Source organism: Bradyrhizobium sp. AUGA SZCCT0222 (assembly GCF_018130205.1).
Lineage (GTDB): Bacteria > Pseudomonadota > Alphaproteobacteria > Rhizobiales > Xanthobacteraceae > Bradyrhizobium.
Map to the genome: position 1 here is coordinate 141,648 of NZ_JAFCLX010000014.1, position 24,771 is coordinate 166,418.

General features: G+C 59.4%; 22 protein-coding genes. 7 read left to right on the top strand and 15 right to left on the bottom strand.

From position 1 onward, the window contains the following. Nucleotides 1-19: 19 nt before the first annotated feature. From JQ629_RS15180 to JQ629_RS15200, 5 genes are all read right to left on the bottom strand, one after another. Nucleotides 20-733: an ABC transporter ATP-binding protein gene (locus JQ629_RS15180; RefSeq protein ID WP_212413375.1), complete on the bottom strand. Its 714-nt coding sequence runs from the start codon at nucleotides 731-733 to the stop codon at nucleotides 20-22. Next, nucleotides 726-1,478: an ABC transporter ATP-binding protein gene (locus JQ629_RS15185; RefSeq protein ID WP_212413376.1), complete on the bottom strand. Its 753-nt coding sequence runs from the start codon at nucleotides 1,476-1,478 to the stop codon at nucleotides 726-728. The genes JQ629_RS15180 and JQ629_RS15185 overlap by 8 nt, the downstream gene beginning before the upstream one ends. Beyond that, on the bottom strand, nucleotides 1,475-2,506 hold the full coding sequence (locus JQ629_RS15190; RefSeq protein ID WP_212263989.1) for a branched-chain amino acid ABC transporter permease: 1,032 nt from the start codon (nucleotides 2,504-2,506) through the stop codon (nucleotides 1,475-1,477). Before JQ629_RS15190 ends, JQ629_RS15185 begins: the two co-directional genes overlap by 4 nt. Nucleotides 2,507-2,512: 6 nt before the next feature. Beyond that, complete coding sequence (locus JQ629_RS15195) at nucleotides 2,513-3,382, bottom strand: branched-chain amino acid ABC transporter permease (protein ID WP_212210124.1); 870 nt, start codon at nucleotides 3,380-3,382, stop codon at nucleotides 2,513-2,515. A 216-nt stretch (nucleotides 3,383-3,598) separates the two neighbouring features. Continuing rightward, nucleotides 3,599-4,771 carry an ABC transporter substrate-binding protein gene (locus tag JQ629_RS15200; protein ID WP_192737856.1) on the bottom strand — a complete coding sequence of 391 codons (1,173 nt, stop codon included), beginning with the start codon at nucleotides 4,769-4,771 and terminating at the stop codon, nucleotides 3,599-3,601. Between the two features lie 373 nt (nucleotides 4,772-5,144). On the opposite strand from JQ629_RS15200, the gene JQ629_RS15205 reads away from it, so the two are divergent. The 4 genes from JQ629_RS15205 to JQ629_RS15225 all read left to right on the top strand — a co-directional run bounded on the left by JQ629_RS15205 (nucleotide 5,145) and on the right by JQ629_RS15225 (nucleotide 10,400). Next, nucleotides 5,145-5,423 (top strand): hypothetical protein, encoded by a 279-nt coding sequence (locus JQ629_RS15205; protein WP_212413377.1) that lies wholly within the window; start codon nucleotides 5,145-5,147, stop codon nucleotides 5,421-5,423. 241 nt (nucleotides 5,424-5,664) lie between these two features. Further along, a complete protein-coding gene (locus tag JQ629_RS37900) occupies nucleotides 5,665-8,079 on the top strand; it encodes a glycosyltransferase (protein ID WP_502752997.1) in 2,415 nt (804 codons plus the stop codon). A gap of 150 nt (nucleotides 8,080-8,229) precedes the next feature. Further along, nucleotides 8,230-9,180 carry an NAD-dependent epimerase/dehydratase family protein gene (locus JQ629_RS15220; RefSeq protein ID WP_212413378.1) on the top strand — a complete coding sequence of 317 codons (951 nt, stop codon included), beginning with the start codon at nucleotides 8,230-8,232 and terminating at the stop codon, nucleotides 9,178-9,180. Further along, nucleotides 9,177-10,400, top strand: a complete 1,224-nt coding sequence (locus JQ629_RS15225) for a glycosyltransferase family 4 protein (RefSeq protein WP_212413379.1) — start codon at nucleotides 9,177-9,179, stop codon at nucleotides 10,398-10,400. Before JQ629_RS15220 ends, JQ629_RS15225 begins: the two co-directional genes overlap by 4 nt. A 30-nt stretch (nucleotides 10,401-10,430) precedes the next feature. Here JQ629_RS15225 and JQ629_RS15230 read toward each other — a convergent pair whose 3' ends face one another. The 3 genes from JQ629_RS15230 to JQ629_RS15240 are packed head-to-tail and all read right to left on the bottom strand — an operon-like array spanning nucleotide 10,431 to nucleotide 12,973. Next, a complete protein-coding gene (locus tag JQ629_RS15230) occupies nucleotides 10,431-11,285 on the bottom strand; it encodes a class I SAM-dependent methyltransferase (RefSeq protein WP_212413380.1) in 855 nt (284 codons plus the stop codon). Beyond that, nucleotides 11,275-11,844, bottom strand: a complete 570-nt coding sequence (locus tag JQ629_RS15235) for an acyltransferase (RefSeq protein ID WP_212413381.1) — start codon at nucleotides 11,842-11,844, stop codon at nucleotides 11,275-11,277. Before JQ629_RS15235 ends, JQ629_RS15230 begins: the two co-directional genes overlap by 11 nt. 40 nt (nucleotides 11,845-11,884) lie before the next feature. After that, nucleotides 11,885-12,973 carry a glycosyltransferase family protein gene (locus JQ629_RS15240; protein WP_212413382.1) on the bottom strand — a complete coding sequence of 363 codons (1,089 nt, stop codon included), beginning with the start codon at nucleotides 12,971-12,973 and terminating at the stop codon, nucleotides 11,885-11,887. A 200-nt stretch (nucleotides 12,974-13,173) separates the two neighbouring features. Between JQ629_RS15240 and JQ629_RS15245 the strand changes: the two genes are divergently transcribed. Beyond that, entirely contained in the window at nucleotides 13,174-13,881 is a 708-nt protein-coding gene (locus JQ629_RS15245) for a class I SAM-dependent methyltransferase (protein WP_349631272.1), read from the top strand. Nucleotides 13,882-13,883: 2 nt separating this feature from the next. On the opposite strand, the gene JQ629_RS15250 is transcribed toward JQ629_RS15245, so the two are convergent. The 6 genes from JQ629_RS15250 to JQ629_RS15275 all read right to left on the bottom strand — a co-directional run bounded on the left by JQ629_RS15250 (nucleotide 13,884) and on the right by JQ629_RS15275 (nucleotide 21,494). Next, nucleotides 13,884-15,296, bottom strand: a complete 1,413-nt coding sequence (locus tag JQ629_RS15250) for a hypothetical protein (RefSeq protein ID WP_212413384.1) — start codon at nucleotides 15,294-15,296, stop codon at nucleotides 13,884-13,886. A 104-nt stretch (nucleotides 15,297-15,400) separates the two neighbouring features. After that, nucleotides 15,401-17,239 (bottom strand): asparagine synthase (glutamine-hydrolyzing), encoded by a 1,839-nt coding sequence (gene asnB, locus JQ629_RS15255; protein ID WP_212413385.1) that lies wholly within the window; start codon nucleotides 17,237-17,239, stop codon nucleotides 15,401-15,403. Between the two features lie 3 nt (nucleotides 17,240-17,242). Next, nucleotides 17,243-18,787: a lipopolysaccharide biosynthesis protein gene (locus JQ629_RS15260; RefSeq protein ID WP_212413386.1), complete on the bottom strand. Its 1,545-nt coding sequence runs from the start codon at nucleotides 18,785-18,787 to the stop codon at nucleotides 17,243-17,245. A gap of 52 nt (nucleotides 18,788-18,839) precedes the next feature. Then, nucleotides 18,840-19,940, bottom strand: a complete 1,101-nt coding sequence (locus JQ629_RS15265; protein WP_212413387.1) for a DegT/DnrJ/EryC1/StrS family aminotransferase — start codon at nucleotides 19,938-19,940, stop codon at nucleotides 18,840-18,842. Between the two features lie 31 nt (nucleotides 19,941-19,971). After that, complete coding sequence (locus tag JQ629_RS15270; RefSeq protein ID WP_212413388.1) at nucleotides 19,972-20,436, bottom strand: acyltransferase; 465 nt, start codon at nucleotides 20,434-20,436, stop codon at nucleotides 19,972-19,974. Next, nucleotides 20,433-21,494: a Gfo/Idh/MocA family protein gene (locus tag JQ629_RS15275; RefSeq protein ID WP_212413389.1), complete on the bottom strand. Its 1,062-nt coding sequence runs from the start codon at nucleotides 21,492-21,494 to the stop codon at nucleotides 20,433-20,435. The genes JQ629_RS15270 and JQ629_RS15275 overlap by 4 nt, the downstream gene beginning before the upstream one ends. Nucleotides 21,495-22,021: 527 nt before the next feature. Between JQ629_RS15275 and JQ629_RS15280 the strand changes: the two genes are divergently transcribed. Further along, a complete protein-coding gene (locus JQ629_RS15280; RefSeq protein WP_249135064.1) occupies nucleotides 22,022-22,894 on the top strand; it encodes an SDR family oxidoreductase in 873 nt (290 codons plus the stop codon). A gap of 18 nt (nucleotides 22,895-22,912) precedes the next feature. On the opposite strand, the gene purU is transcribed toward JQ629_RS15280, so the two are convergent. Further along, the gene (gene purU / locus JQ629_RS15285; protein WP_212413391.1) at nucleotides 22,913-23,776 is read right to left on the bottom strand and encodes a formyltetrahydrofolate deformylase; all 864 of its coding nucleotides are present in this window, start codon (nucleotides 23,774-23,776) and stop codon (nucleotides 22,913-22,915) included. Nucleotides 23,777-23,917: 141 nt separating this feature from the next. Between purU and JQ629_RS15290 the strand changes: the two genes are divergently transcribed. Continuing rightward, nucleotides 23,918-24,769 (top strand): uroporphyrinogen-III synthase, encoded by an 852-nt coding sequence (locus JQ629_RS15290; RefSeq protein WP_212413392.1) that lies wholly within the window; start codon nucleotides 23,918-23,920, stop codon nucleotides 24,767-24,769. Nucleotides 24,770-24,771: the final 2 nt, after the last annotated feature.

The window sequence follows — 24,771 nt, forward strand, 5'->3', positions numbered from 1 at the left end:
TACTCCCAAAGAAAGAAATCTAATGTGCGGCGCCGGCGACGCCGAGATAGCGTTCGAGCACCGCGGGATCGGCCTTCAACGCGCTGGAAGCCGCATCATGCACGATCGCGCCGCGTTCCAATATCACAACCCGGTCGGCCAACCCCAGAATCTTTTGGGCATTCTGCTCGACAATAATCGAGCAGATGCCCCCGGCGCGGGTAATGGTGCCGAGCGCCCGCAGCAGCTCCTCGACGATGATGGGCGCCAGCCCCTCGGTCGGCTCGTCCAGCAGCAGCACCTTCGGATTGAGCGTCAGCGCCCGGCCGATCGCCAGCATCTGCTGCTCGCCGCCGGAGAGCTGGTTGCCGAAATTACTGCGGCGTTCCTTCAGCCGCGGAAACATTTCGTAAACCCTGTCGACGGTCCATGGGCCGGGCTGGGCCACCGCGGTCATGTTCTCTTCCACCGTCAGCGAGCGGAAGATGTTGCGCTCCTGCGGCACCCAGCCGATCCCGGCCCGCGCCCGCTGGTCCGGTCGCATCGGCGTGATATCCAGCCCGCCGAGTGTGACCGTGCCGCCGAAACGGCGCGTGATCCCGACGATCGAATTGATCAGCGTGGTCTTGCCGGTGCCGTTACGCCCCAGCAGTGCCAGCACCTGGCCCTCGCCCAGCGTCAGCGACATGCCCGGCAACACCACCGCCTCGCCGTAGCCGGCGCGCAGGCCGTTGATGGCTAGAAGATCAGACATCGGCGGCCTCGCCGAGATAGACCGCCTTGACCTGGGGGTCGCGTGCCACCTCGTCCGGCGGACCCTCGACCAGCATGGCGCCGTTGACCAGCACCGAAATCCGGTCGGCGAACGAAAACACCAGATCCATGTCGTGCTCGATCAGAAGGACCGTAACGTCGCGCGGCAGGGCGGCGACCGCCGCCAGAATATCGTGGCGCTCGCTCTCGGGCACGCCGGCGGCGGGCTCGTCGAGCAACAGCACCCGCGGCTTGGTCGCGATCGCGACCGCGATCTCGAGCAGGCGCTGCTTGCCGTAGGGCAGCGTCGCGGTGAGTTCGTTCATGACGTCGAGCAGGTGAAAGCGCGACAGCGTCTCGGCGACCTCCTGGTTGACGTCGTCGCGCGTCCCCATCCGCCGCCACCAGTCGCCGCCGCGGCCGAGCCGTTCGGAGACCGCAAGGCCAATGGTCTCCAGCGGCGTCAGATCGGCATAGAGCTGATTGATCTGGAAGGTCCGCGACAGGCCGCGCAGCACCCGCTTGTGGACAGGCAGATCGGTGATGTCGCTGCCTTCGAGCAGGATACGCCCGGCATTGGGGGCAAGCACGCCGGTAAGCAGGTTGATGACCGTGGTCTTGCCGGCACCGTTCGGCCCGATCAGCGCATGGCGGGCGCCCTGCTCGACCCGCAGCGACAGATCGCGCGTGACCCGCAGGCCGCCGAATGATTTTTCCAGTCCTTTGGTTTCCAGCGCGATCGTCATGGCGCGTCACTTTCGGGAACGGCAACGACGGCTTTGCGTCCGGCGATTTTCCGGATCACGAGGTTCGGCAGCCACAACGCCCAGCGATGCATGCGGTCACGGCCGACCAGCACAATCACGACCAGCACGAGGCCGATCCAGAACAGCCAGTATTGCGGCGTGATGGTGGAGAAGAATTCCTGCAGCATCTTGAAGACGACAGCGCCGATCAGGCCGCCATAGAGATAGCCGGTGCCGCCGAGCACCAGCACCAGCATCAGATCGGCCGATTTTTCGAACGCGAACACATCGAGCGAGGCCAGCGCCGTGGTCTGGGTGAACAGCGCGCCGGCAATGCCGGCGTAGAACGCGGCCAGCGTATAGATCGCGATCAGGCGGCGGTTGACCGGCACGCCGATGGCGGACGCCCGCAGCGGATTGTTCTTGATCGCGCGCAGCGACAGGCCGAATGGCGAGTTCACCACCCGGCGCGCGAGCAGGAACAGCAGGAACAGCACGATCAGCGAATAGAAGAAGCCGGTCTTGCCGAACATGTCGAAGGCGAACAGGCCAAGGATCGGCGCCATCTCGATGCCCTGCAGGCCGTCGGTGCCGCCGGTGATGTTGGAGAAACGCTCACCCAGCGCCTCCAGCAGCAACGCGATCCCGAGCGTCACCATCAACCGCGTCAGGTCGACGCCGCGGATCACGAGGAAACTGGTGAGAAAGCCGAGCACCATGGCGACGAGGCCGGCCGCGACCAATGCAATCACCGGTTCGGTGATGATGCCATGGAGCGCCAGCAGCCCGGCGCAATAGGCGCCGACGCCGAAGAAGGCGGCATGACCAAGCGACACGATACCGGCATAGCCAAGGATCAGATCGAGCGACAGCGCGAACAGTGCCAGCCGCAGGATGTCCGTCATGATCAGATAGCGCGACGGAAACAGGAATGCGCAGGCCAGCACCAGAACCCAGAACGCGATTTCGCCTCCGCGCCAGCGGGAGCGAGCCATGGCATGAGACGAGACTTCGGGAAGCGCGTTCATATCGGCTCACCGCGCCGCGGTGCGGCCGAACAGACCGTTCGGGCGCCAGATCAGGATCACGATCATGATGGTGTAGATGACGAATGGCCCCATCTTGGGCACGTAATATTTGCCGGCGACGTCGCCGATGCCGAGCAGCAACGAAGCCAGAAACGGCCCGGTGATGCTGGAGGAGCCACCGACGGTGACCACGATCAAAAAGTAGATCATGAACTTGAGCGGAAAATACGGATCGAGGCCGAGAATTTCGGCGCTGAGCGCGCCGCCCAGACCGGCAAGCCCGCAACCGAAGGCGAAGGTAAAGGCAAACACCTGCGGCACGTTGATGCCGAGGCCGCTGGCGGCACGGGGATCATCGACCGCCGCGCGCAAACGGCTGCCAAACCGGGTTTTCGCCAGGATCAATTGCAGCCCAACCGTGAGCAGACCGCAGATCACGATGATCATCAGCCGGTAGCGGCCGATGCCGACGCCGAAGAAATCGAACTGGCCCTCGAGCGCCGCCGGCAGCTTGATGAAGATGCGCGACGATCCCATGATGTAATCGACCGACGCCACCGACATGAAGGTGAGGCCGATCGTGAACAGCACCTGGTCGAGATGGCTTCGCGTATAGAGATGGCGGTAGAGCGTACGCTCCAGCGCCACGCCGATCACGGCGCTCACGACAAAGGCGAGCGGCAGCGCCGCAAAGAACGGCCAGCCGGAATTGTTGACCAGAACGGCGCAGACATAGCCGCCGGTCATCGCGAACGCGCCATGGGCGAGATTGACGAAGTTCATCAGTCCCAGCGTCACGGCCAGCCCGCAGGCCAGCACGAACAGCAGCATGCCGTAGGCGACGCCGTCGAACAGGATGGTAAAGAGCGTGGTCATCTTGAATTCACTGGTCTAAGTAAGAGCCCCTCACCCGGATCGCTGCGCGATCCGACCTCTCCCCGCAAGTGCGGGGCGAGGTTTAGTGCAGAGCAAGCCGCACGTCCTATCATCGCTTCGGTAGAACGAAGTAGATCCCGCGAATGCCGCTCTGCTCCCTCGCCCCGCTCTTGCGGGGAGAGGGTTGGGGTGAGGGGCAGGCCACGGGCACGAAACTCACTTCTTCGTCTTGCCGGAATCCTTGACCGCCTCGAAGGTCGCGAATTCGACGTTGTAGAGTTCACCGTCGACCTTCTCGACCTTGCGGATGTAGATGTTCTGCACGATGTCGCGGGTTTCCGGATCGATCGAGATCGGGCCGCGCGGGCTCTCCCACTTCATGCCCTTCATCGCCTCGATCAGCGCATCGCCGTCGGTCTTGCCGCCGGTCTTCTTCAGCGCCTCATAGATCAAATGGATGCCGTCATAGCCGCCCACCGCCATGAAGCCCGGGCGCTGGTTATAGGCCTTCTTGTAGGCCGCGACGAAATCCTTGTTCATCGCCGACGGATGCGCGGCGGAATACAGATGCGCGGTGACGGTGCCGAGCGCCGCATCGCCCATGCCGTTGAGCAGATCGTCATCCATCACGTCGCCGGGGCCGATCACCTTGATGCCCGCCTTGTCGAGGCCGCGCTCGGCATACTGCTTCATGAAGTTGCCGCCCTGCCCTGCCGGCACGAACACGAACACGGCATCCGGCTTGGCATCCTTCATGCGCTGCAGGAACGGCGCGAAGTCCGGATTTTGCAGGGGCACCTTGACCTCTTCGACGATCTCGCCGCCGCCGGCGGTGAAGTTCTGCTTGAAGAAGTTCAGCGCATCGTTGCCCGGCGCGTAGTCGGAGGTCAGCGTTGCGACCTTCTTGATGCCGTTCTTGGCGGCCCAATCACCGATGATGGTGGAGGACTGCGCCAGCGTAAAGCTGGTGCGCACGATATAGGGCGACCGCTCGGTGATGATCGAGGTGCCCGCCGCCATCACGATTTCCGGGACCTTGGCCTGGGTCGCCAGTGGCGCCGCGGCAAGGGCTGCCGGCGTCACGCCGAAGCCGGCGATGAAACTGACCTTGTCGTTGACGATCAATTCCTGGGCGAGGCGCTTGGTGTTGTCGGGGACCGCGCCGTCATCCTTCAGAATGACCTCGATCTTCCTGCCGGCGACGGTGTCGCCCTTCTGCTGCATGTAGAGCTTGACGGCGTTGTCGATCTGCTTGCCGGTCGAGGCCTGCCCGCCGGTCATCGGCAGGATCAGGCCGATCTTGACGGCGTCCTGCGCCTTCGCGGGTATAACAGCCAGCACACCGGCGACGGCGCCTGCAGCCAGCAGCAATTGACGACGAATAGACATGAATTTTCTCCCCCTGATCGGTCTTGTGCCTTGGGCCGAGTCCCCGGCCCTTGCCTCACCATAACCCAAATTTTCGGCCGGGTAGCGCCACGACATGGCGTCTCACCGCGGCTTGTTGTCAATCGGACGAAGGGCGCGTTTCCTTGGACGGGCACGTCCCCCGGGGCGCTCCTGCGTCAGGTCGCTGGCAGTACTATAACACCGTCTTTGCTTCGAGACCCACTGGCGGGCCCGACCGTCTCCGGCCTTCGTTTCATTTGTACATTTGTACAAATGAAATGTTGGTGTCAACAAATAAGCGGCAGGTCGTGCCCTGCCGCAAGGCGGCCTCAAATCCATCATCCTTAAAGGTCTAAGTTGTAACCTGCCGCCCATGTCGATCCTTGCCCGCCATATCCTCGTCCTCGTTGCCGTCGCGTTCGCGGCCTGCTCCCTGAGCGGCTGCGGGACCATCAACGAAAAAATTTCGGCCGGGGTCAGCGACGCCATTCCGGCCTGGGCCGGAGGCGTGCCGGCGGACGCGCCACCGCGGCCGGGCACCGCGAAGTACGACGAGTTCATGAGGGAACGCGAACGGAAACGCCTGCTGCCCGCCGCAGAACGCGGCGAGGAAGCAAAGCCTGCTTCATCCTCGCAGGACGCCATTCGCTAACGAGACGATAAAACAGAGCGGCCGTCCGCATCGTAAGGCCGGTCGCATCGTCCTCGTCGACCGCAAAATACCATTTGCGAACCTTGGCAACAATGATGACGTGATCCCTTCAGTTCGAAGCCCGAACGGCGTAGGGTGACTCGGCATTTCGACGCCCACGGCATCGACGTCCATTTCATTGTGGTATCAGCCCAAATGGGTGCGGGACCGTTCTAACAGCAGATCAAACGATGTGAGTTGCATGGCTTTCGCAACGACTACCGCGCGCCCGCGCTTGTTATACGTGGTAAACGAAGACTTCGCGTTTTTGCTCAACCGGCTGCCGATGGCGAGAGCGGCGCGCGCCGCGGGCTATGAAGTGCACGTGGCTACGCGCGTCGATAAAGGCGCAACCGCCATAGAAGCAGAGGGCTTCACGCTTCACAGGATCCCATTCCGCCGGGGCGGATTGTCTCCATTTGCTGCAGTACCGACCATCGCTGCGCTTCGACGGCTTGAAAGCAAGATCAGGCCACAGATCGTTCATCACTCCGGTTTGCAATGCTGCGTGTATGGATCGATTGCAGCTTTGGGAAGAAAAATCCCGCTTGTTAACGCAATTACCGGCCTGGGCTACATCTTTACTTCGGTGACTTGGCGAACACGGCTTCTAAAACGAAGCATGGCTACTCTCCTTCCCTGGCTCTTCAACAAGGAACAAAGCGTTGTTCTCGTCCAGAATCCCGACGATCTGTCCGCCCTCGAAAGCCTTGGAATAGAGCACGGTCGAACCATCCTGATCCCCGGATCCGGTGTCGATACTGATGTGTTGCAGCCACTGCCGGAGCCGAGTGGCCCAATTACGATCGGCTTTGCCGGGCGCTTGCTAACCGACAAAGGAATTCGGGCGCTGGTAGCCGCCCACGGTATTTTGCGAGAACAAGGTCACGATATAAATCTGATCATTGCCGGCAATCCCGATCCAGCCAACCCCGCCTCCGTCCAGATTGAAGAAGCGCAGGAATGGAGCCAACGGCCGGGAATCACCTGGCTTGGGCACATCGACGATATCGTCTCGCTTTGGCAGCGCTGCCATGTTGCCGTCTTGCCGTCGCATCGAGAAGGCCTGCCCATGAGCCTGCTCGAAGCAGCAGCCTGCGGCAGAGCGATGATTGCTACCGACGCTCCCGGCTGCCGCGAAGTTGTCATCCATGATCATACCGGCGTCCTGGTGCCTATCGAGGATCCATCAGCACTTGCTGAGGCGATCCTTGGCCTGGCGAACTCGTTCCAGCTTCGCGACCGTTACGGACAAGCTGCGAGAAAGCTCGTCGTCGACAAGCTGTCAGCCAAAATCATCGGGGCCTCCGTCGTCGAACTCTACGACGGGCTCACGCGAAATCGGCACCAGCATCGGGCGCCAGACAGTTCGATACTGCCGGGCCCCCGGGTGCAGAGCGCTGGGAAAATCCTACTCGTTTCCCAGCACTATGCCCCGTTTCCGAGTACGACCTCGGCCTACATGACTGAGATTGCCGAGGAGTTGGCTCGCGACTGCGAGGTCACCGTTCTGTCGGGCACGCCCGGCTCCAACTCGAAGGCCCCCCCGAAGTCATCCTTCCCCGCGGTTATTGAGATAAAGAGCTGGTGGCCAGGAAAGTCAGCGCTGGTTTCGAGATCACTTGCCGCAGTCCTGTTCGCTTTACAGGTGTTCTTTGCCATCCTGAAGCACGCCCGCCGCGAGGATGCCATCCTTTGCGTTACGACACCTTTCACAGTTCCGTACGCCGTAACTGTAGCAGCGAAGCTCCGCAAAGTCCCCGCGGCACTTATTATTCATGACTTCTATCCGGACACCCTCGTCATGGCCGGCATTCTGCATCCCCGCTCTATAGTAACCAAAATCATGCGTTGGGCTAACACTGTTTTGTTCGACTGGCTCGACGCTGTCGTCACCATCGGGCGCGATATGAATGTGCTGTTGATGGCCTATCCACGCATGCAGCCAAGCAAGATCGTCTTTATCCCGAATTGGCCAACGCTTCCTATTCAACATCGAGTCGTCACCGAAAATTCCTTTCGTAACCGCTGCGGAAGCAAATTTCTGGTGGCCATGTCTGGAAACGCGGGATTCACTCACGACCCCAACTCCGTGTTCGAAGCTGCTCGAATACTGGAACACAATACGGACATTCACTTCCTGTTTTCGGGCGAGGGCGTCGGCTGGACCACATTGAAGAAAAGGCAGGCGGCGACGCCCCTGCGTAACGTCACTTTGATTGAGCGCGTACCCGAAGCGGAGCTGGAAGAATTCCTGTCGGCTGCCGACATTTGGATAATCCCGTATCGTAAAAACAATACCGGCGTGTCTGTACCAAGCCGGATCTACAATCTGCTCGCTGTGGGACGACCGGTTATAATCTGCTCCGAGCCAGATGCGGAGGCTGCTCTTCTCGTGCAGGAACATGACCTGGGCTGGGTGGTACAACCCGAAGATCCAGCCGCAATTGCTCGTACCGTCGAGTTTGCAGCTTCGGCCGCCGGCAATACCCAAGAGAAGGGTCGGCGGGCGACCGAGATTGCCCGTAGCTATGCACGACCAACCGCGTTGAACTCATACCGGCAACTGATGCATCGGCTTCTGAACAAAGACGCTGCTGTGTCCGATGACAGATGAGATCGCTCGCAGCTCGGGACAGATCCCGGAACGCTAACGCCCCCGAAGGCATGACTTTTTAGCTGTTGACTCTCGTAGAGGTTTATTCCTTATCCACAGAGTGCGCTCCAATCAGCCATTCGAAATTTTTCACTCCAAGGCACGCTTGTTATGACTAATGGTCTGGTTTTGGTAACGGGCGGGAATGGATACGTGGGCCGGGAGTTGGTGCGCCAGCTGATCGCCCAGCAAGATTGCGAAGTCCACGTATTGGACAATATGGCCAGCGGTGAACATCGTCTGGCGCAAATGGACGAGCAAGCTTTCGTACTGCACCGGCAGGATATCCGGGATACGGATGCGGTTTCGGAATTGCTCAATAAGATTCGGCCGTCGATCATCTATCATTTGGCGGCCGTTCATTTCATTCCGGCGTGCGAGGCCGAGCCCGGAAATGCGGTCGCAATCAACGTGGCGGGAACCGTCAATCTGCTGAACGCAACCCCGGCCGGGACCAAGTTCGTCTTCGCTTCATCGGCCGCCGTCTACCGACCATTGCCCGACGCGCATCTGGAACGCGATGAAGACCTCGGCCCGGTCGATGTCTACGGCTACACAAAATTGCACGGCGAGCATTTTGTCAGGCATTACCACAACCAAAAAAAGGTCCGCGGCATCATCGTAAGACTTTTCAACGTCGTCGGGCCCGGTGAGACCAACCCGCACCTCGTACCGGCGATCATCAGCCAGCTCGCTTCCGGCAACCACCGACTGGCCTTGGGAAACCTGTTCCCTCACCGGGACTACATCGACGTCAGCGACGTTGGTTACGGATTCCGCGCCCTCGCCAGGCACGATGCTTTCGAGGACGGCCCGCTGATTTCGAATCTTGGCACCGGAAACACGCACTCCGTGGGTGACGTCGTCGCGACGATCGGGACGGCGGCCGGAGTGACAGTCGATATTCAGCAGGACCCACTTCGTGTGCGCGCTGTCGATCGTCCGATGCTGAAGGCGTCAACTCAGAAACTGAAACAAGTTACCGGCTGGGCTCCGTCTATTTCGCTTGCCGAAAGCATGCATCGCGCATGGACAAATCGGATGGAGGATGGACTAACGTGACGGCCACCAAGCTGCGCGTTGGTGCGGTCGTCATCACACCACCGACATTCAAGGCAAGCGGAGGGGTATCGGCGGCGATCCAATTAACCGAGAGAATCGCAAAGCAGATCGACAGCGCGCTGTTGCTGATGGCCGAGGACAACGGCGAAACCGTCGAGAATGGTCTGCACATCGTTCGTCAAAAGGCAGCAAATCCCCTTCTGCCCCTGCGGCGCGTCCTGCCGCGGCAAGCCGTCACTCTCGCATGGCGCGCGAATATCAAGCCATGGCTTCGCCAGGGACAGTTCGATGTGGTTCATTTCCACAATCCGCATCCACCGGGTGCGCTCAAGGCTGCGGCGCGGGCCTGCAGAGAGCTGAAGATCCCCTACGTGATTTCAACGCACGGCTTCATCGAATTCAACGAATTCTCACAAGGCTTTGGTGCCCCTGCCTGGCAGAAGCCATTGCTGGAACTGCTGGTGCGTCGACCGGTCGTACACGTGGCGCAGAACGCAGCGAGAGTCCTGATGCTCTCGCCCCAGGAGGAACCCATTCTATCCGGCATGGGGGTCCATCCTCGCAATCTTCGCGTCGTATCCAATGGCGTGGACCCCTACTTCACGATTCCTGTTTCGGAGGCCGAGCGGCAACAACTGGTCGCACGCTTCGCTCTTCCGGCGGAGCGTCCTCTCATGCTGTATGTGGGTAACCACACGGCAAACAAGGGCCTGGACGTGCTGCTCAGAGCCCTGCCCCTCATGCGCGAAAAGGCTGTGGCTGTCGTCGCCGGTGCTATCCGCTCGCAGAAGGAGCATGCGCAGCTCCTTGCTGACAACGGCATGCCTGCCAGCAGTGAAAAGATTCTATTCACCGATTTCATCACCCGCGAAGAATTGCGCGCCCTCTATCAGAGCGTCGACTTGTTCGTCTTTCCCTCGCGCGCCGATACGCTGCCACTTGTCATCCTGGAAGCCATGGCCAGCGGCCTGCCGGTCGTTTCGACCTTGATTGGCGGAATTCCATTCGAAGTTTCCGCCGACACAGGGATCTTGATGAAGCCCGGCGATCCCGCAGCACTCGCTTCGGCGCTGGATCGGCTGTGTGCCGACCAACCACTCCGCAAAGCGATGGGCGACGCCGGGCGCGCACGTGTCACTCAGCTCTTTAACTGGGAGAGATCGGCAGAACAGGCCGTGGCCATCTACGAGGAAGTCGTTGCCGACAAGACGTCGCAATAGTTTCTCAATGAGAGATGGCCGACACTGGCTTCATTGCTCCGGCTTATATCCCACAAACGAATAGAGTCGACCGGGCCGGTTGTCGAACTGTTCAGCGATCAACAGCATGAACCTGAACATGCGGTCATGACTCAGGAGCGTCCGCCAGCCCGGGACGGGAAGCTTGGCCGAAAGCCGTGAGACGACAGCCGATCGCAAGCTCTCAAATGTGTAAGGAAACAAGTTGATCGGGCTTGTAAGAGGCGGAAGTATCTCGAGCGGCTCAAAGCCGGCAGCGCGCAACGCGCCAACGTACCGATCAAGACGAAAGGCGTTCTCACCGCCATAGAGCCGATGCAGCGGATGCTGGTCCAGAAACTTCGGAAGGTCGGAATCACGACTAATGACATGTTCGCGGGCGGCAACCGCAATGCCACCCGGTTTCAGCACGCGATAGATTTCGCGGCATGCACCTTCCAGATCGGTCGTGTGATGAAGCACCGCTCGCGCAAACACCACATCGACGCTTGCATCAGAAAACGGCAGCCGCTCGGAAACTTCCTCGACGATGTCAATGGCAATTCCGGCATCTTGTGCCAGCATGCGTATCGCCGCTGCGCCAACGATCTTGCTTGGGTCGGGCTCAAGGGCCGTGACTGCGAAACCATCACGGGCCAGTGCGTAGCTGGCGATACCACGGCCAGCTCCGATATCGAGCGCTCGGCCACCGCGACCATGCAATATCCGGGAGACGGCCTGCCACTCCTCCGATGCATGGTAACGCGCCGCAGCGTCCACCAATGGATCATCGTAGTATGCGTCGCGCGCAACTTGCTGCTGCTCGGGTTGATTTCGAAACCAGACGACCGCCTCTTCCCAGGACGACAGCTTGGGATCAGCGCTCATCGGGCGATAGCTCCCTGACAACGACCGCGGGATTTCCCGCTGCGATCGAGAACGCCGGCACATCCCTGGTGACGACCGCCCCGGCCGCAACGATCGCACCTTGCCCGACGGTGACGCCGCGCAGCACAAAGGCACCCGCGCCGATCCATGCGTCGTCGTGAATCGTAACAGGCTGCTCGCCCAACGCCAGCTCCCGCGGATGGCCACGCTCGAATATTTCCCTGGCCTGCTGGTGTCGTTGCGAGGCTTGCAGCGGATGCGTAAGGCTATCGAATATGTTGACGGAATGGGAAATCAAGACGCGATGTCCGATTTCGATCGATACAGCGGACCAAATGCGAGTACCGTCTCCCACATAGCACCAATCGCCCAGCACAATTTTCCCCCCGTGCCCGAACGTCATCAGCTCGCCGCGCACAAATGTATCGCTGCCAATCAGGATACGATCGGAGTCGCCGGCGGCATTTTTGATGCGCGCCGCTTGACTGAGGCGCGACCTGGCACCGACCCTGCAGGTTGCGCGCCCCAGGATCTGCTGGGCTAGACGATGAAGGTTCATGGAGTTCAACTGCGCTATTGGCCGGGAGTAATTAGCACGATCATAACCGCCCGACGAGGTCAACAAAGCTCTTCCATTGCAACGACTTACTGTAGGCCGCGGCGACCCTTTCGCGACCGAGCGAGGCAATCCTCGACGATTCATCCCAGTCCGCAAGCCGCTCCTCGATGAGGGTGAGCGCTTCCTCGGGCGAGCCATAGGTCGCGATTGTGACGCCAGGTTCCATCGCCTCTGGGTACCGGCCGTCATCCGACACCAGCAAGGCACCGCACCCCATGGCCTCGAAGCATCTCATATTGCCGCGATCCGCTCCCGCCATGTCGATCGCCCCGTTGAGCACGATCTTGGATCGCCCGACGAGATCGTAGAGCTGCCGTCCGAAGACCGGCGGTCTGGCAATTTTCGATATGGCGCGAGGTCGGCGATGCTTCTTGAGGGGCGGCAAAAACCCGAGAGCGGTTTCGGCGAGCCGCGTCAGACGCGATGCGTCAAGGCAGAACACCACGTTTCGTCTCTCGGCGAGTGCAGCGACCCGCTCCAGAATGCTCGCACGACGCGAATGGTGCCGGGAGTAACCGCCGACGAACAACACGTCGATAGGTCGATCGCCGCGACCATATTGATCCATCAGCGGATCAATCGCTGGAAAAAACGGCGCAACATTGCAGCCTTTCCGTCGCCAGTCATCAAGAATAGAGGGGAAATTACTGACAACAGCATCGTAGGCCGACAGATCGACGCCACCCGATGGCGCAGCACGCCAGCATACGGCTTTCCTTACACACCCGGGCAGCTTGCGAACGAAGCTGCTGCTGTAGCGGATCGGATCCAGATTGTAGAACACGTCAGCGCGATGATGTTCGATCTGCGCCAGAAGAATGTCCTCCGGCGCGCTCGTCGACGCCATTCCGTGCTCCCGCGCCCAGTACGTCTGCAGCGTCTTGTCATTGGCATTGGTAAAAAATGCATCGGGCGACCGGTCAATGACCGGCTGGAGGAAATGCAACACACCGAACCTGTCGTCCAGGAATACGCGCAGTCGATCGTCGAAGCTAACGGCGCCGGCCGCAAGACCATCAAAATGCTGCAGGTAAGATGGGTAAAGAGCACTATTCTGAAATAACCGCATTCAAGGTCCGCCAAAGGATGCCATGAGATAGCAAACTGCACACGAATAACAACACTCAACGCGCCTGTAGCTCAGACACGCCAACCGACCATTGCTACGCCCACGGTTGACACCCCCATGTGCTGCTGCGAAATAGGCCCGTTTTCGCTTCAGGCGGCGGGTATACGAGACCGGAATAGCGCATGAGCAGCAAGAATACCGTGGGCCACCAGCTCGAAACAGAGTCGATCTACTCCAATGCGGAGTATCTCGCGAACAATCCCACTTGGCATGCGGAGGATTCAGCCTGGAAGGCCGCCAAGATATGCAGCACCCTGCGACGAAACAATCTCAATCCTTCCCGGATTGCAGAAATCGGCTGCGGCGCGGGCGAGATCTTGGTGCAGCTCAAGGCGCTCCTGCCCGAAAGCACTTTCGTCGGCTATGAGATGTCCGGGCAAGCCTTCGAGCTGGCGCGAAAGCGCGAACGTCCCGGCGTACACTATGTCAACACCAACATGCTGGACGAAAACGTCCACTTCGACGCCCTGCTGTGCATTGATGTGTTCGAGCATGTCGACGACTATATCGGATTCATCAAATCGATCCGCAGCTACGCTGATTACAAGATTTTTCATATCCCGCTCGATCTATCGGTCTTCGCGGTGGCGCGGAGAGATACGCTACTGGACGCGCGGCGACGCGTGGGGCACCTGCACTATTTCACCAAGGAAACCGCGATCGAGACGATCAGGTACTGCGGCTACGAGATCATCGACACCGATTTCACCGCGCGCGCAGTTGAACTTGACAGCGGCAGGTTACGCACCAACCTGATGAAGATACCGCGCGCGCTGCTATCAAAAGTCTCGCCGGATCTTGCTGCCCGTATTTTGGGAGGCTGGTCGCTGATGGTGTTGGCAAGGTAGACTTAAGTGCCAATTCCTGCCGGTTTCGCATGCAGCCTCGAGTTCCTATTCATAATCTTTATTACTCCGACAATGCCCGCCGCGACGAGCGGCGCAAGCAACAATCCTCCCGATAGAAATGCGGTGTTGAGTGCGCTCACCAGCAGCGTGAGAACGCCACCGAAGGCCGCGGCCATCATCGCGATGCCGACAGTGGTTTTGCCATTTACCAGGTAGATCAGGTCAATCAGTCGGCAGGCAGCGCCCGCCAGCGCACAAAAGACGATCACACCGCCATATGAAAAATCGACCCAGGCGTCGGCAATGAAGAGCGCATTGCTGGTGGCGTCCTTGGTATTGTGCCAAAGCTGCGAAATGATCGTGTGCGCCGGGACGTAATCGAGTCCCATCATCGCTGCCAGCGGCCTGATATTCGCACCCCAGGTGTGAGGGTACTTGGCCGGAAAAGCGCCAAACGTCTCGAGAACCGACTCGCTCGGCACTTCAAAAATCCGGTAATACAGAAATCCCAAGGCGCCGAAATTGTCATAGACGGATATCGTGAGCCTGACGACGAAGTACAGGATCAGAATGATTGCAGACAGGACGACAAGGGCGCTCCGCCAGGTCAGCTTGTTGCGAAACACAAGCAGGCCAGCCACGATCAACTGAATAAGAAAAAATGCAGGAGGCGCTTTGCTCAGGGTCTCGGATTTTCCGATCAAGACCGCAACAAGAAGCAAGCCCGCCACCAATAGCAGACCCCATGAGCGGTTGACCCAGCCCGACAGCAGTCCCCATACGACCAGCATCGGGGCCACTGCACCTAACGCCATTCGATAAAAATAGTTTGGGCTCCCCCCGTTGTTCAGACGGAACGCAGCCCTTGCTGCCTCGTCTCCGGGAATGGACAAAAACGATCCAATGGTCCCAAGGTGATCCTCGCTAAAAGAGATCCAGGCCAGGAACAAAGTCAGGCAGACTGCGATCACCAGCAACACCCGAGTCCCGCCGACGCTGTCTCTCAGGGTTTGTGAATTCCAGTCGGCTAATGCGATTTTTAAAGACTCAGCCCGGCCCGGAATCAAGCGGTCAACAATTTCGACCCCGGCAACAACGCCAACGAACATCAAGGCAATCGAGATATTCATCGCAACAATGATTGCGCCGAAATCGGATGAGGCTGACTGAATCATGCTGTACATGACCGATCTGCCCCCCTCCGAGCCGGACAATCGAGCGATCAGCATCGCCTTTTCGCCCGATGACAGCAGGAAGCTGAGATATGCCGGTCCATAAATAAGAAGCAATGAGGCCAGCAACATCGTGGTCGCGGTCAGAAAGAGCCGCAGCCTGGCGCACAGATAGACTGCGGCACCGCATATCGCCAAGGCCGTCAACACATAGCTAGCCACGAGCATGGTCACCTCGGCCACTGTCGGCGCTGCATCGAGCGCCGGGGAGTCGATGAAACTTCACAACCAGGAAGCAGCGAGCGGGAGTGAAGGGATTAGAAATAATCTTCTCTTTCAAAACGTCATCACGGCAGGCGAGCCAGTACCCACTTCATGTGGAGATAGGGCCAAATTCGTCCCGCCGACTCCCAATCCCACGACCTGTCACGATTCAGCTTCAAAACTGCTTTCTCGAACGCCGGCTCATCGACCAGTTCCGTGAAGGCCTCAACCTTCTTTGCCAGCAGGGATGCGGTCCAGGAAGAAAGCGGACCGTTCAACCATTCCGGCATCGGCGAATTGAAGCCGATTTTTCGCTTTGCGGTCCGGATTGATTCCGGCATGCAGCCGGCCATGGCCCGACGCGCAATCAACTTCGAGTATCCGTCGGCGTACTTGGCCTCTTCCGGAAGGGCAACCGCATAGGTCACCAGCCGCCAATCCAGAAAAGGCATCCTTACTTCTATCCCGTGCGCCATCGACAGGCGATCGAAGTTGCGCAGGATTGTTGGCAGAACGGTTCCATGGAGCATACGATAGAGCCTGCGATTGAACGAACCCCACTCGGTCGGCAAACGGTCCTCATCGCCAACCACCGCGAACCTCCGTGGAAGCGAGGAAAGCCCGCCCCGCAGAAAGAAATGGCCTCGTCGCTTGAGCAGCGCCGCGCGCGCGAAATCCACCGCGTTTGCCAAAAACGGCCAGCGCTCCATGATTCCAGAAAGAACGTTACGCATCCAAAACGCCGCTGTACCACCCGCCTGCAGATAGCCCCCCATCAATTCATCAGCACCATGGCCATCGAGCGAAACAAGGACTTTTTGGCGACGCAGTTCCCGATAGATCAACCAGACGGCCGTTGGCAGGCCAATGTAGACCTCGTCCATGTCTTCGAGCACGCGATCGAAATCCCGCAAGGCGTCGTCGTCACCGATTTGCAGTATCGTGGGCTCAACACCGGCCCAGGCAGCGGCTTCCTCGGCCTGTGGCCGTTCGTCGTTGGGAGATCCCGGAAACGACGCGACAAAGGCGTGCCGCCAGGCATGATTGCCACGCGGCCCCATTCCCTTCTTCTCGGCTTCGGACATCGCACAAATAATGGCAGAGGAATCGAATCCACCGGACAGGCAAGTGCCAATCGGCACGTCACTGCGCATACGCAAAGCCACGGCATCTCGAAAAATCTGGCCGAAACGTTCGACCCGCTCGGCATCAGTAGCGGGCAACTGAGGCAGATGATCCAGCGTACGCCACCAACGCGTAACGCTGGTACGGCCGCCCCTTATCCAAAGATGGTGCCCTCCCTGCAACCGCCTGATTTCCCGGTGCAGGGTCCGCTCGCTTCCTTCAATGCCAAAGGCATCGACCATGATCCGGCGCGCAGCATCTGCATCAATGTCGGTAGGCACCAATCCGGATCGAACAATGGCGCGCATTTCCGACGCAAACACCAGGCGGCCATCCGAGATCGAATAAAGCAATGGTTTGATGCCGAACCGGTCGCGGGCAAGAAAAACGTCGCCGGATACCTTGTCCGCGATCGCCAGGGCCCACATTCCGTTGAAGCGCAGGAGCATGTCCGGTCCCCACGCCTGCCAGGCGGCGAGGATAACTTCGGTATCGGACTCGGTGCGGAACGGGACGCCCGCAGCTTGCAACTCTGCCCGCAATTCGAGGAAATTGTAGACCTCGCCATTATAGACGATGACAAAACGGCCATCCCCCGAATGCATCGGCTGATCGCCACGGGCGCCGGGGTCGATAATCGCTAAACGCCGATGTCCGAGCGCGATCCGCTTGTCATCGCTGAACCAGAATCCAGCACCATCGGGACCGCGGTGAGCGATCAGGCCGGTAATTTTCTCGATGGCAGATGGAGCGACAGCTTCGCCGCGCAGATCGACGATACCAGCAATACCGCACATGAATCAGAAGCTCCGCGCGGGAAGAAACCGCGTTACGATGCGATACAGATCCCGCCGGCAAATTGCGCCGTAGGGGCCGATGCTGGAAACGGCAATGACAGCCATCAGGATCGCCGCGGCCGAAAGAGCGTAATAGCCGGCAACCTCCCACAAAGCGGCACCTTGATCTATCCCATAGGTCGTAATCCAGACTCGCAACAGGATTGCAGCGACGACCCCTACTCCAATCGGCATCAGGACAAAATGCCAAACCCGCAACCCGATGTCCGGCAAGGCGAAACTCCGCCGCAGCAGCAGCGTCATGAAAACCATCTGGGCCAGTGCGCCGGCACATGCACTCCAACCCGCCGCCGGCCATCCAAAATAGGGAAGCGCCACCGCACTGGTTCCGAGGGTGAATAGCGCGGTGACCAGCGATATCGCGGCGTTTGTGCGTGTCCTGCCCTTCGCCATCAGATAGAACGTGAAAACGTTGGTACCGCTGCCAAGGATGCCTGCCAGGGCCAGCACGATCAGCACGCGCTGGCCTTCGGCAGCAACTTCCGGGCCGGTCCATAGATACAGCACATTACCCGCCACAGGAATGAGAGCTCCGAGCGCCGTTACGGCCAGCACGTTCAGTATCCATGATGCGCGAAAAAACAGGTCGCCGACGCGCTCGTCGCTCTCGCCCTGCAACGCACTGAAAAATGGAAACAGAATCTCGCCGATCTTGAGAACACCAATGTAAATTGCTTCCTCCGCGCGCAGCGCGATCGAATAGTATCCGACGTTCTGCGGCTGCAGAAACATGCCGAGCAGATAGCGTTCCGCCTGTCCGGCGACCAATCCACCGCCCTGCGCCAGCGCCTGCCATTTGCCGATGTGCAGGAGAGATGCCAGTGATCTGGAATGCAGCGCCGGAAACGCCACCACATCTGGGCATAGCAGCCGCGCCAGCAGCATCGACAGCAGCAAATTGACGGCAAAACCGATCATTTGACAGGCCACAAAAGTCGACGCCTGCGGCCAGTGCGGGATCAATAGAAGCATGGAAAGTGTCGACGCCACGCTGCCTGCGACGCTCACCAGAGCCAGCCGTGCGTAATCCTGATGGGCTGTGAATAGCGCCAGGCACACGCCGGCGACGCACTGAAAAAGCCACCCCAGCGCACCGAAAGCGAACGCGGCAAAAAGATCGGCCGCCAGGTCACCGCCCAGATGAAAAACGCGCTGAGCAAAGGCCGGCCCGACCAGCCAGAAAAGGCCTGCAAGTGGAATTCCTACCGCCAGGCTGAGAAACAGCGCTGTTGCAAAAAACTGTCGGGTCTCATGGCGCGCTGCGGCTGCGAGCGTTCGGGCAAATTCGCGCGTCGACATCATGGCGAGAGAGCCGCTGAAAATGAGCGCAGGCGCAATGGTGGCGACGACAAGCCCCGCCATCCCGAAGGACGCAACGCCCAATCTACCGACGACAAACGGCAAGATCAGCAAGTTCAGCCCGACGCTGACGAGGAATGCCATGGCGTTCCAGGTCGAATTTGCCAGCAGTCGGGAACCGCTCTTCATGAGAAATGCGCAACCATTTCATAATCGATATCGCCTGCCCTGCGCAGCACGACTAACCGAAGGCGCGAATGAGATCGACCACGGTCTTCTGTTGCGGCGCCGTGATTTCCGCAAACATCGGCAATGACAAGATCCGGCTTTGGGCCCGATGCGCATTCGGAAACTGCTCTGGACGATGCTCCAATCGTCCATAGGCCTCCAGAAACGGAAGAGCCACCGGGTAGTTGACGGCGGTTTGCACGTTGTTTGCGCTCAGGTAGGCGGCCAGCTTGTCGCGTTCCGGATGCTGGATGGTATAAAGATGATAAACATGGGTGCGGTCAGGAGCCACCTGAGGAACAACAACGTCTTCGATCTGATTGAGGCCGGCATCATAAACCGTTGCCGCCGCCTGCCGAGCCTGCGTCCACCGAGTGAGATGCGGCAACTTTGCCGAAAGGATAGCGGCCTGCATGCCGTCGAGACGACTGTTGATGCCCTCGATACGATGCTGATGTTTGACAAGGCCACCGTGTCGCGCCAACACTGCCATTCGTTCGGCAAGATCCGCGCGACCGGTAACAATTGCGCCAGCGTCTCCCATCGCTCCGAGATTTTTCCCGGGATAGAACGAATAGGTCGCAGCGTCCCCGAACGTGCCGACTTGTTGGTCTCGGTATTCGGCCAGATGAGCCTGAGCGCAGTCTTCGATCACCCACAGTTTGTGTCGACGCGCGATCTGCATGATCGCGTCCATGTCGGCCGACTGACCGTAAAGGTGGACCGGAATGATTCCCACCGTCCGCGGCGTAATGGCATTTTCGATCGCGGCCGGATCGATCGTGTAGGTGCCGGCGTCAGTGTCACAAAAGACGACGTTCGCACCGGCATGCGTAATCATGGCCGATGTGCTGATCCAGGACCACGCGGTCGTAATCACCTCATCGCCGGGCGAAACTCCCAAAGCCCGCATCGCGACGTAAAGAGCGTCCGTTCCGTTTGCACAAGACACGCAATGGGGGGCGCCGACGGCGGCCGCAAACGCAGTTTCGAAATTGTCGACGTATGGACCACGTATGAAGGAGCTGTCACGAATGACGGCGGCGATCGCGGCGTCGATTTCCGACTTGATGCTCTCATATTGCAGATGGAGATCGGCGTATGGCACGGCCATGGGATGGAGCCTCATTTCGAACCAGTAGCTGTCAATGGCGCCGAATTAGACGCGCCGGATTTCCGGCGTAGGATCCGGGCAACGTAATGTCCTTGGTAACGACCGCGCCGGCCCCGATCACGACATCGTCGCAGATTTCAACCGGCAGAATTGATGCCCCCGATCCGATCGATACGCGATTTCCGATTTTCGTATGGCGCCACAACTCTTTGCTACCTCGCGCCGGGCCACCCGTCGAAAACGTGTCGTTGATGAACATCACCCCATGACCAATGAAGCAATCGTCGCCGATCGTGACAAGCTCGCAAACAAACGCATGGGACTGAACGCGCGTTCGCGATCCAATCCGTACTGATTTCTGGATTTCGGTGAAGGGGCCGATAAAGCAATCGTCGCCAATTTCGCAACCGTAAAGATTGCACGGCTCGACGATGACGACACGAGCACCGAATACCACGTCACGCACGCCCACCTGTCGGATTTCGGGCTGGTTCATGGCAGTTCGCCGAGACGGCATAATTGCGGGGCAAACTTTAAAGAGACTTCTTTGCCGGTCTCAATGGATTCATACAACGCAGATATCAATTCAAGGCTCTTTCGACCCTGAAGGCCATCGACAAGCGCGGGACCCTGATCGTTGAGGCATTTGACGACATGTTCGTAATAGGCCTGGTGGCCAAAACCATAGACGTTTGGCGGATTAACCGAGAACCTTTCGACAACCTCTCTGTCTGAATCAAGCTCCTTTGAGAACTGCCAGTGCCGGATCTTGTTCACGGCAAACCCGGCGATCTCAACGGCTCCCCCTTCACCGAGTATTGACAACGAGCCTTCGAGATCCGTTGGCCTGACTGCCGTTGTCGCCTCGATGATTCCGAGCGCACCGTTCTTGAACTTGAGCGTCGCCACTGCAGTGTCTTCGGCTTCGATGTTCACCAGCGCGGTTGCTGCCCGGGCGTGTACGCTGACCACGTCGCCGAAGAACCACTCGAGCATATCAACATGGTGACTTGCCTGGTTGGCCAGAACGCCTCCATCATATGCCCAGGTTCCACGCCACGCATCCTGATCGTAATAGGCCTGATCACGACACCAGCGCACCCTTACGGTTCCCAGGATCAATCGTCCGAAGCGGCCGGCCTCGAGCGCTTCGCGCGCCTTGATCACGGGGACATTGAACCGGTTCTGCTTCACGACGAAAAGCTTGACGGCGGCAGCATCGCAGGCGTTCATCATGGCATCGGCGTCGTCGAGCCGGAGCGCCATCGGCTTTTCGACGATGACATGCTTGCCGGCCTTGGCAGCGGCAATGGCGTGAGCCGGATGCATCCCGCTGGGCGTCAACACCGAAACCGCCTGCATGTCCCTGTGGTTCAGAAATTCATCCATGCTGTAGAAGGCCGGCACGCCAAACCGCGAGGCGATCGTGTCGGCCCGCTCGCGCACGACGTCGCAGACTGCAACCAATTTGGCCCCAGCGATATGGCCGCCGCCAAGAAGATCAGCGTGACGCTTTGCGATACGTCCGCACCCCAGCAAGCCAAATTTGATCACTGATCACCCAATTTGCGGTTCGCCACGAAGAGCTCTCGAAGTCAATTTCGGGGCTATTCGATCCCGTGCGACACGGGCATCGCAAAATCAACTTGCCTACCCCGCCGAACCATTTTCTTCGGATAGCCGAAGCAGCTATGTTTTTCAACAGCTTGCATTACTTTGAGGCTCCTGGTTGCAGAATTGCGGGTCAGGCCAGGCGTGACCGCACCGACATCAATGGTGAAGGACCTGCGACGCAGGGCACCTTTGGCAACCTACCGACGCGCAATGGGGCAATGGCAACAACGGTCCCATTATACCACAACGCAGCGCTCCTGTACGATGGCTCCTATCAACATCCTTAAATTGTATAATCTACAAAAATCTATCGCTGACGCGTTTTCAAGCCTGGATCGCTCCTTCCGCCCTATGCCGCGAAATGTGACCGGTCTATACCGGCTGAAGAGCGGAACAACGGAGATAAGCCTCGACCATCGACCGGTCGCGGGTGCTTGAATTCTGGGAGCGGTATGAGTTTGCTAGGATTGGATGAACCAGCTGAACACAACAAAACTGAGACGAAGAGTCTGGTTATAGGAGCTACCGGCCTTGTCGGCGGCTACATCGTTGAACGCCTGGTCCGTAGCGGTCAACGACCCCTTGCCTTGTCAAGGGCACCGCAAGATGGGACGGGGATCGATTGGTTTTTGGGTGACCTTGAAAAACCTGAAGCTTTCAAATTTCCACCATTTACGACCCTGTTTTGCACGGCGAGTGCTGTGCTGTTGTCCAGCGCTCTGCCATATCTATTGAATCCTTCCCTGAAGCGAATTGTTGTCTTCACCTCAACAAGCGTCCTTACAAAAATTGATAGCGAGATTGCTTCCGAACGAGCAACCTTGACCAGGCTAGCCGAAGCGGAGCGAAACATCGAAAGTATCTGCTCAGAGGCCGGCATTGAATGGACCATATTGCGGCCGACACTCATCTATGCCGAAGGACGGGATCGCAATATTACGCCGCTATCGCGGCTCATTCGGAAATTTGGCTTTATGCCTCTCGTCGGGGGAGCGCAGGGTTTGCGGCAGCCTGTGCATGCGGAGGACTTGGCCATCGGAGCGGTCTCCGCAGCATTCAGTCAAGCCGCTGCAAACAAGATATACTCGTTGCCCGGCGGCGAAACCCTCACCTACCGCGAGATGATCGGTCGAATTTTTGACGGCATGAAGTTGCCGCGACGGACACTCTCAATACCACCAGTCTTGTGGCGGGCAGGATTTGTCGTCGCCAAGCCATTGTTCCCAAGCGCTAACGCCGCAATGGGCATCCGGATGATGAAGGATATGGCCTTCGATTCAACGCCTGCGGTACGCGACTTCGGATGGAAGCCGAGAAATTTCTTTCCGGTCTTCGACTAGGGCCGGATAGCTCGCTCATCAGTCGCCAAATACCACTGTCTTCCGGCCGTTGAGGATCACACGATCTTCGAGGTGATGGCGTATCGCGCGGGCCAGCACGCGGCGCTCGATATCGCGGCCCTTGCGCGAGAGATCTTCCGGCGTATCGCGGTGGCTGATGCGCTCGACGTCCTGGTCGATGATCGGGCCTTCATCGAGGTCGCGCGTCACATAGTGTGCGGTCGCGCCGATCAGTTTGACGCCGCGCTCATGCGCCTGGTGATAGGGCCGAGCGCCTTTGAAGCCCGGCAGGAACGAGTGGTGGATATTGATGCAGCGGCCCGAAAGCGCTTCTGACATCTCATCCGAGAGAATCTGCATATAGCGCGCCAGCACCACGAGGTCGGTGCCGCTGTCCTGCACCAGTTTCAGGACCGCCTGTTCCTGCTCGCGCTTGGTCTCCCTGGTGACCGGCAGATAGTGGAACGGGATCTTGCCGAAATCGAGATTGTCATAGGTCTCACGCGGATGATTGGAGACGATCGCGGTCGGGATCATCTCCAGTTCGCCGGTGCGCCACCGATAGAGGATATCGACCAGGCAATGATCCGATTTGGAAGCCAGCAACATCACCCGGCGGCGGCTGGCGCGATCGCGCATCTGCCATTCCATGCCAAAGCGGTCGGCGATCGCGGTAAAGCCGGTCTGCAACGCCCCCAGTTCGACCGCGAGGTCCGCGGCGGTGAACACCACCCGCATGAAGAATTTTTTGGTTTCGATATCGTCGAACTGCTGTGCGTCCAGAATGTTCTGCCCGTTATGGGCGAGAAAGGTCGACACCGCGGAGACGATGCCGGGGCGATCGGGGCAGGACAGGGTCAGGACGAACTGATGGTCGGGCATGGCGCGGGCTTGATTACAATTCTGGCAGAGACGTGGAACGCTCGTTTGGCGCCCTGCTCTATCACCACCAACCGACTTGCGCCAATCCGGAAACCGGGGTCATGATGAACAAAGCACGACGATTGGCGTTGGAGCGAGGCCATGGCTGACAGACTGAACGGCTACCGTATCCTGATCCTGGAAACGCGCGAGGAAGCGCAGTTTTCCCGACTGCTCACCGAGCAAGGCGCGGACGTGCTGCAATGTCCGATGTTCACCATTCACGACGCGCCCGATCCGGCGCCAATCGAGACCTGGATCAGGCGTTTCGTTGCCGCGCCTTGCGACGATCTGGTGCTGATGACCGGCGAAGGTCTCCGCCGGCTGATGAAAGTCGTGCGCCACATCGGCCTCGAACCGGAATTCGTGGCCGCACTTGGCAAGGCCCGCAAATTCGCGCGCGGCCCCAAACCGGGCCGTGCGCTGCGCGAAATCGGGCTGGAGCCGCAGGTGACGACGGAGAAACCGACCTCCGAAGGCATCGCCGAGATGCTGTCGCGCATCGACCTGCGCGGCCGCCGTCTCGGGCTGCAGCTCTACCCGGACAAGGATCACAGCGTCCTGGTCGGCGCAATCAAGGCGCAGGGCGCCGAGGTCGATACCGTGCTGCCCTATGTCTATGACGCGCAGGCCGCCGACGCCAACATCGTCACCGCCATCGACGAGATGGCCGCCGGCCGCATCGATGCGATCGCGTTGACCAATCTGGGCCAGATTCGCCGCCTCATCGAGGTCGCGCGGGCGCGTGGCTGCGAGGATCGGTTGCGCGATGGGCTTGAACGAACGCCAATCGCCTCGGTCGGACCGGCGGTGTCGAACGAACTCGCGGCCCACGGCTTGCGCACCGACATCTATCCGGCCGATGACGCTTTTTTCATGAGACCATTGATATCGGCGATGGCGACGGCCCTCGGCAAAGCCCCACCGCGCGCTACCGTAGCGAAAGCGCTCTGAGC